This window comes from Methanobrevibacter sp. (assembly GCF_045586545.1).
GTDB lineage: Archaea > Methanobacteriota > Methanobacteria > Methanobacteriales > Methanobacteriaceae > Methanocatella.
This window is the reverse complement of the sequence record NZ_JAZNAN010000103.1, coordinates 1-3775: the sequence shown is the minus strand read 5'-3', so window position 1 is coordinate 3775 and position 3775 is coordinate 1. Positions and strand designations below refer to the sequence as shown.

4 protein-coding genes are annotated in these 3775 nt (G+C 35.0%); all 4 read right to left on the bottom strand.

The window, feature by feature from the left end; all coding sequences use genetic code 11:
• Positions 1 to 75 precede the first annotated feature (75 nt).
• From ACKI3D_RS07810 to ACKI3D_RS07795, 4 genes are read right to left on the bottom strand one after another with little or no spacing between them, the layout of a single operon-like run.
• Positions 76 to 648 carry an FmdE family protein gene (locus ACKI3D_RS07810; protein WP_407393473.1) on the bottom strand — a complete coding sequence of 191 codons (573 nt, stop codon included), beginning with the start codon at positions 646 to 648 and terminating at the stop codon, positions 76 to 78.
• Between the two features lie 7 nt (positions 649 to 655).
• Entirely contained in the window at positions 656 to 1459 is an 804-nt protein-coding gene (locus ACKI3D_RS07805) for an ABC transporter ATP-binding protein (RefSeq protein WP_407393471.1), read from the bottom strand.
• A complete protein-coding gene (locus tag ACKI3D_RS07800; RefSeq protein ID WP_407393469.1) occupies positions 1450 to 2463 on the bottom strand; it encodes a FecCD family ABC transporter permease in 1014 nt (337 codons plus the stop codon). The genes ACKI3D_RS07805 and ACKI3D_RS07800 overlap by 10 nt, the downstream gene beginning before the upstream one ends.
• A gap of 9 nt (positions 2464 to 2472) precedes the next feature.
• Positions 2473 to 3582, bottom strand: coding sequence for an ABC transporter substrate-binding protein (locus ACKI3D_RS07795; RefSeq protein ID WP_407393467.1), 1110 nt, complete (start codon positions 3580 to 3582; stop codon positions 2473 to 2475).
• Positions 3583 to 3775 lie beyond the last annotated feature (193 nt).

Here is a 3775-nt window from a genome sequence, read left to right as displayed (position 1 = left end):
TAAAAAATAATATGAATAAATCAATAAAATAAATAAATAAAAAAATTTAAAGAAATTAAAAAATATTGTTATAAACTATTCTTCAATTAATTCATAATAAGATCCTTCAGCACATGAAATGCAGATAGGTTTTCCTCCTCTAACCAAGTGTCTGCCGTCGGTAACTTTTTCACCACATACGGAACACCATGCAGTTGTATGGGGCTTACCTGGCATTTGGGATTCTTTTAGTTGAACTTTAACTTTTTCCACATTGAATAATTCTTCAGCAGGAGTCTTCTTGAAACGTTCAATCATTTCATCTCTTGTTTCTTTAGATTTTTCCTTTTTGTTTGCATCTGCATCGGATACCCTTATTGCTTCACCAGTATCCATATTATAGAAAGTAACAGCAAATTTACCATAATACATTTGTTTTAGGGAACGTTTACCCATGGAACATTTGGTAACGGATTGAACTGCATCAGCCATACATCTGTCTATTTCAAGAAACACAATCAAGTTTTTATGTCTTTGATTTAATTCCATTCCCATCAATTCCATACCATACATGGCCAATTTAGTTCCGATAGCTATCCCTCCACAGATTTCTCCGTGGAATTCACCAGCCATTTTTAATTGTTCTTCATAATCTTTTTCATTCATTATTATCACCCTATAAGTCTAATTCTAAATTTGTTTTTAAAGGTACACATACCTTTCTTTTATTGTCCAATTCAATTAATCTCACATCAATTGAGTAAGCATTTCTCAAGTTTTTCTCGGTTACGACATCCTCCGGAGTTCCAAAATCTATGAATTTCTTATTTTTCATAATTGCCACTTTTGTAGAACTTAAAAACGCATGATCTGGAAAATGAGATGACATTATGATTGAAAGACCTGATTTTGCCAAATTATCAATAATTTCTAAAAGCTTAATTTGATTGCCAAAGTCCAAGTGTGATGTCGGCTCATCCAGGATTAATATATCCGGCTGTTGGCATAATACCCTAGCTAAAAATACTAGCTGCCTTTCTCCACCACTTAAATTAGTATATTCTTTATCTTTAAGCTTTTCAATACCTAAAGTTTTTAATGAGTTAATAGCTATTTCAATATCCTCTTTTTTAGGGGAATCAGTTAAATTCAGATAGGGGGCTCTGCCCATTACAACGACATCCAACACAGTAAATGGAAATGAAGGTACATGAGATTGAGGGATATAGCCAATGTGTCTTGAAATTTCTGCAAAGGACAACTTCTTAATATTCCTGCCGTTGATTAGAATCTCGCCTGAAGAAATATCATGAAGCCCATTGAGACATTTAATCAATGTTGTTTTTCCAGTCCCGTTTGGTCCGAGAATGCATAATACGTCTCCCTTATCAATGGAAAAGCTTATGTCGGAAAATATTTCCTCATCATCATATGAAAACGAAATATTTTTTACTTCAAACAGTCTATTTTCTACGCCCATTCTGAATACCCCCTCTTAAGTAGATAAAGGAAAATCGGAACGCCGATAATGGCAGTCAGAATACCTATTGGAATTTCTATTGAAATAACTGCACGGGAAATATTATCAATTAATAGCAGGAAACTTGCCCCTAAACTTAAAGAAGCTGGAATCAAAATTCTGTTATCCGGTCCAACAATCATACGAGTCATATGTGGGATAACCAAACCAATCCATCCAATAATTCCGCTAATAGACACTGCAGCTGAAGTAAGTAATGTGCATCCTGCAATAATCAGCAATCTAACCCTATTCGGATTTAAACCTAAAGATTGGGCTTCCTCATCACCCATTGCAAGCAAGTTCATGTGCCATCTGAGTGTTAAAAGAATAACTGAACCGATAATTATTGGAATTAGAATCATTATCAGTTTGTCCATAGTGACAGAAGCCAGGCTGCCCATCAGCCAATATACGATTTCCGGCAATTTATCATCGGGATCTGCTATGAATTTAATGGCCGAAATCAATGCGTTGAAAAATGCAGAAATTGCAACCCCTGATAAAACTAAAACCAGTATTCCACCAGCTTTATAAGCTCTAGAAATCAAGTAAGTAATGGAAACTGAAATAATGCCGAAAATAAAAGCGAACACCTGTGTGACAACTCCTGCACCGCTGATTAAAATAGCCAATGCCGCTCCAAAACCTGCACCGTTAGATACCCCAAGCAAATCAGGAGATACCAAAGGGTTTTTGAAAATACTTTGAAATGCAGCCCCCGCCATGGAAAGTGCCGCTCCAACAACAATAGCTGCAATTATCCTTGGAAGCCTTATTTCAAAAACGATTGTGGTTATTGTTGGTGAAACTTCAAGTTGTGGAAAAATTGGACACAATATTGTATTTATTACATCAATTGGACTGATTGGATATCGTCCAAGCAAAAATGATGCGAAAAATAAAATAATTGGAAGGAAAATTAAAAGTACAATACTTATAATTTCCTTAGATTCCTTTTCCATAAAATTCCCCTATAGATTTGACTCTTTAAGTCCTGAGCCAAGTAAAATCTCTTTTGCATCATCATCGCTTAAATCGATGTGATAGAAATTGCTATAAAACTCTTTGGTAGTCTCAACCATGTTAATGTCTTTATAATCATCAGGATAAATCACTTTAGCAGTCCAAGGAACACCGATTATCATGTTTGCTCCAACAGGTTTGTCAAACCATTTGAATGGAGATTGCGGTGAGACATAGACCTCTTTGTTTTGAACGGCTTTGATATGAGCCCAATTAGGGTCATCATAAACTTTATTGTAAAAGTCCATGTCGTTTGTAATGATTACATCCGGATCCCATTTAATCACTTGCTCGATAGACACTTGTACGCCAGTAGGAGTGGAATTTCCTTGATTTAAGGAATCCGCAACATTTTTTCCACCAACTAAATCAATTAATTGACCATGAGAACCGCCAGATGGATATGTCTGAAGCCCATCATTGCCTGCAGCATAATAAACTGTTCTCTTATCAGCATCAGATAATTTGGATGACCTATCATGCACCATGTCCAAATATTTATTATTGAACTCATTGAGCTGATTGGCCTTATCTTCAGCACCGATGACCTTGCCCATGAAGGATATTGATTCGCCTATTTTTTCAACATTGGTTGTATCGCGAACTGCAATGACCGGTATTGTGCCGAACTTTTCCTGACGTTCAGCAACAGTAGACGCATCACCGTCGCCACCTTCATCAATTGATTCTATTACAATATCCGGTTCGGCAGCGATGAATTCCTCATAGCTTCCATCTTGAGTACCATACCAACCTCCAACAACAGGATAATTGGCATATTCCCCCGGCACATATTTCAATTCATCATCAGTCCACTGGAAGTTGACCGCTTTTAACTTATCAGGCGCAAGCATATAAAGAACAGTAGTCATTGGAGGACTTGTAGCTATGACATTATTAACAGTAGACGGTATTTCAACTGACCTATTTATCATATCAGTGATATTTTGAGAACCCCCACTTTCTACAGTAGTGGGAGTTAAAAATAAATGAGTGGCAACACCTAAAGCCACTAAAATAACCAATATGAGAATTATTACTTTTACTTTCTTTTCCATTATAAAACCCCAAATAAAAAAATACTCGATAGGAATATATATTCATTAAGTTATTAAATAACTTTTCTAAAAACCTGTTTTATTAGTATATTAAATTTAAATAAAATAATTAAATCATATAAAAGTTTAAAAAAATAAGTTATTATAAAAATTACTAGTAAATAACATGATATTATGGAAAACAAAAAATATT